The sequence below is a fragment of the Polaromonas sp. P4_F4 genome (genome assembly GCF_056401355.1).
Genome location: NZ_JBFUJO010000059.1, coordinates 1 through 3,238 on the forward strand (window position 1 = coordinate 1; position 3,238 = coordinate 3,238).

Annotated in this window: 4 protein-coding genes; all 4 read left to right on the plus strand. The window is 58.3% G+C overall.

All coding sequences use genetic code 11. From position 1 onward, the window contains the following. The coding region (locus AC1DUR_RS25700) for a MarR family EPS-associated transcriptional regulator (protein WP_477722380.1) at nucleotides 1–410 on the plus strand (410 nt) is incomplete at its 5' end. Beyond that, nucleotides 407–1,867: a mannose-1-phosphate guanylyltransferase/mannose-6-phosphate isomerase gene (locus AC1DUR_RS25705; protein WP_477722381.1), complete on the plus strand. Its 1,461-nt coding sequence runs from the start codon at nucleotides 407–409 to the stop codon at nucleotides 1,865–1,867. The genes AC1DUR_RS25700 and AC1DUR_RS25705, both read left to right, overlap by 4 nt. A 33-nt stretch (nucleotides 1,868–1,900) precedes the next feature. Next, nucleotides 1,901–3,025 carry a GDP-mannose 4,6-dehydratase gene (gmd, locus tag AC1DUR_RS25710; RefSeq protein ID WP_477722382.1) on the plus strand — a complete coding sequence of 375 codons (1,125 nt, stop codon included), beginning with the start codon at nucleotides 1,901–1,903 and terminating at the stop codon, nucleotides 3,023–3,025. A 5-nt stretch (nucleotides 3,026–3,030) separates the two neighbouring features. Next, on the plus strand, nucleotides 3,031–3,238 hold a 208-nt coding region (locus AC1DUR_RS25715), incomplete at its 3' end, for an NAD-dependent epimerase/dehydratase family protein (protein WP_477722383.1).

A 3,238-nucleotide genomic window follows, 5' to 3' on the forward strand; every position in this document is an offset into this window, starting at 1 on the left:
ACCTTACATGCCGCCTGCACCTACAATGCGTTCAGGTCATGAACATATCAAGGTCACCAGTGCCTCCGCAAGACTTGCCATACCACTTGTTATGCCAGCTTATCCACGAGCCAGCCGCCAGCCAGCGGGGCCTGGCTGAGCGTTTGGGGGTGAGCCTGGGCAAGGTCAACTACTGCCTGCGCGCGTTGGTCGACAAGGGGCTGGTCAAGGCCAACAACTTCAGGCGCAGTGATAACAAGCTGGCCTACGCCTATGTGCTCACGCCGGCGGGCCTTGAAGAAAAACGTCGACTCACCCAGGCCTTTTTGCAGCGTAAGCTGACTGAATTTGAGGTGTTGCAGCAAGAAATAGAAGCGCTACGGCACGAAGCAGAGCAAATAGAAAAAGCAGAAAAAGCGGAGCCAGCATGACAAACCCTGAAGCTCTTTCCTCTGACCTCTTGGTCATTCAACCCGTCATTCTTTGCGGCGGCAGCGGCACGCGGCTTTGGCCTTTGTCACGCAAAGCCTTCCCCAAGCAGTTCATCCCTTTGCTGGGTGACAAATCCTTGCTGCAGCTCACGCTGGAGCGTGTGGCGCCTTTGGTGGGCAGCACCGGCGCGGGCATCATGTGTGTGTCTTCCGAAGAGCACCGTTTTCTGGTGGCTGATGTGGCCGACCATGCCGGTGTCTCGGTGCGTCAGATTCTGGAGCCCCAGCCCAAAAACACCGCTGCGGCCATGGTGTTGGCGGCCCTGGCAGTTCCCGCAGATGCGTTGCTGCTATTTTGCCCGGCCGACCACCACATCCCCCATGCCCAAGCGTTTGTTGACATGGTGCGCGCCGCTGCGTCAGCCGCCCAGGCCGGGCAACTGGTGACTTTTGGCGTGCAGCCCAGCATGCCCAGCACAGCCTATGGCTACATTCAAAAAGGTTCGCCGGCTAAAGAAGGTAAAGAGGGCGGTTTTGAGGTTGCCCGTTTTGTGGAAAAGCCTGACGTGGAAAGGGCCATGGAGTTTTTGGCCAGCGGCCAATACCTGTGGAATGCCGGCATCTTTCTTGCGCGGGCGCAAACCCTGCTGAGTGCGCTGCAAGCGCACGCGCCCGACATTCTGGATGTTTGCCAGCGTGCCATGCAGCAGCCGCATCAAGATGGCCTATTTACGCGCCCCGATGCAAAAGTGTTTGCCAACTGTCGTAGCCAGTCTGTTGACTACGCCGTCATGGAGCGCGCGGCCAACGTGGTTGTTTTTCCGTTTGAGGGTGTGTGGAGCGACGTGGGCAGCTGGAACGCAGTGGCAGACCTGGCCGCGCCAGAGAGCGACGGCAACCGTACCGGCGGCGATGCGCACAATGCGCACCATCTCCATTCCCGCAATACTTACATTCATGCTGCAGGCCATCGCCCGGTGGTGGCCCTGGGCACGCAAGACTTGTTGATCATCGATACGCCCGACGCCCTGCTGGTGGCGCACGCGGGGCAGGCCGAGGCTGTCAAGGAGGTGGTGGCCAAGCTTGAGGCGCTGGATGCGTCGCAGGCCGTGCAGCACCGGCGCGTGGCGCGCCCGTGGGGCTGGTACGACAGCGTGGATGTCGGGCTGCGCCATCAGGTCAAACGCATCACGGTGCGGCCGGGTGCATCGCTGTCATTGCAGATGCATCACCACCGGGCCGAGCATTGGGTCGTCGTGAGCGGTACGGCCGAAGTCATCAATGGTGACAAGCGCATGGTGCTCACAGAAAACCAAAGCACCTACATCCCTTTGGGCCAGATACATCGCCTGGCCAATCCGGGCAAAGTTCCACTGGAAATCATCGAGGTGCAGTCAGGAAGTTATCTGGGGGAAGATGACATTGTGCGGTTTGAAGATACCTACGGAAGAAATTAAGACTAACGGCCAAGAAGGCTAAGGCGAAGTGAAATGGCACAAAAAGTTGCGTTGATTACCGGCATTACGGGGCAAGATGGTTCGTACCTCGCCGAATTCCTGCTTGAGAAGGGCTACGTGGTTCATGGCATCAAGCGCCGGGCGAGTTCGTTTAATACCGAGCGGGTGGATCACCTCTACCAGGATCCTCACGTTAACCACCGTAACTTTGTTTTGCATTACGGCGACCTGACCGACAGCAGCAACCTCGTCCGCATCCTGCAGCAGGTGCAGCCCGACGAGGTTTACAACCTGGGAGCGCAAAGCCATGTGGCGGTCAGCTTCGAGAGCCCGGAGTACACCGCAGACGTGGATGCCATCGGGCCATTGCGCCTGCTGGAAGCCATTCGCATCCTTGGCCTGGAAAAGAAAACACGCTTTTACCAGGCCTCTACCTCGGAACTTTATGGTCTGGTGCAGGAAACCCCACAAAAAGAAACCACGCCTTTCTACCCGCGCAGCCCCTATGGCGTTGCCAAGCTTTATGCCTATTGGATCACGGTGAACTACCGCGAAGCCTATGGCATGTATGCCTGCAACGGGATTTTGTTCAACCATGAAAGCCCGCGTCGGGGCGAAACCTTTGTCACCCGCAAAATCACCCGGGGCCTAGCCAACATTGCCCAAGGGCTGGAGCGGTGCATTTTCATGGGGAATATGGATGCCCTGCGCGACTGGGGCCATGCCAAAGACTATGTGCGCATGCAGTGGATGATGCTGCAGCAGGAGCAACCCAAAGACTACGTCATTGCCACTGGCGTGCAATACAGCGTGCGTGAGTTCATTGAAAAGTCAGCCCATCAATTGGGCATCACGCTGGGCTTTGATGGCCGGGGCGTGGATGAGCGCGCCGTGGTGCGGGCCATACAGGGGGACAAAGCCCCCGGCGTCAAGGTGGGCGATGTCATCGTCAAGGTCGACCCTCGCTACTTCCGTCCTGCTGAAGTCGAAACGCTGTTGGGCGACCCCAGCCGCGCAAAAAACGAGCTGGGATGGATACCGCAAATCACGCTGGATGAAATGGTGCAGGAAATGGTGGCGCATGACCTGGAAAACGCCCGCAGACATGCCTTGCTCAAGCACCATGGTTATGCGGTCCCCGTGAGCAAGGAAGATTGATCGGCATGAGCGCTCAAACCAAAATTTACGTGGCTGGTCACCGCGGCATGGTGGGCAGTGCCATTGTGCGCACGTTGCTGGCCAACGGACACGATCCTCAGCGTATCGTCACGCGGACCCATGCCGAACTGGACCTCGTTGACCAGGGTGCGGTCAACGATTTTTTTTCGCGGGAAAAACCCGATCAGGTCTATATGGCCGCCGCCAAGGTAG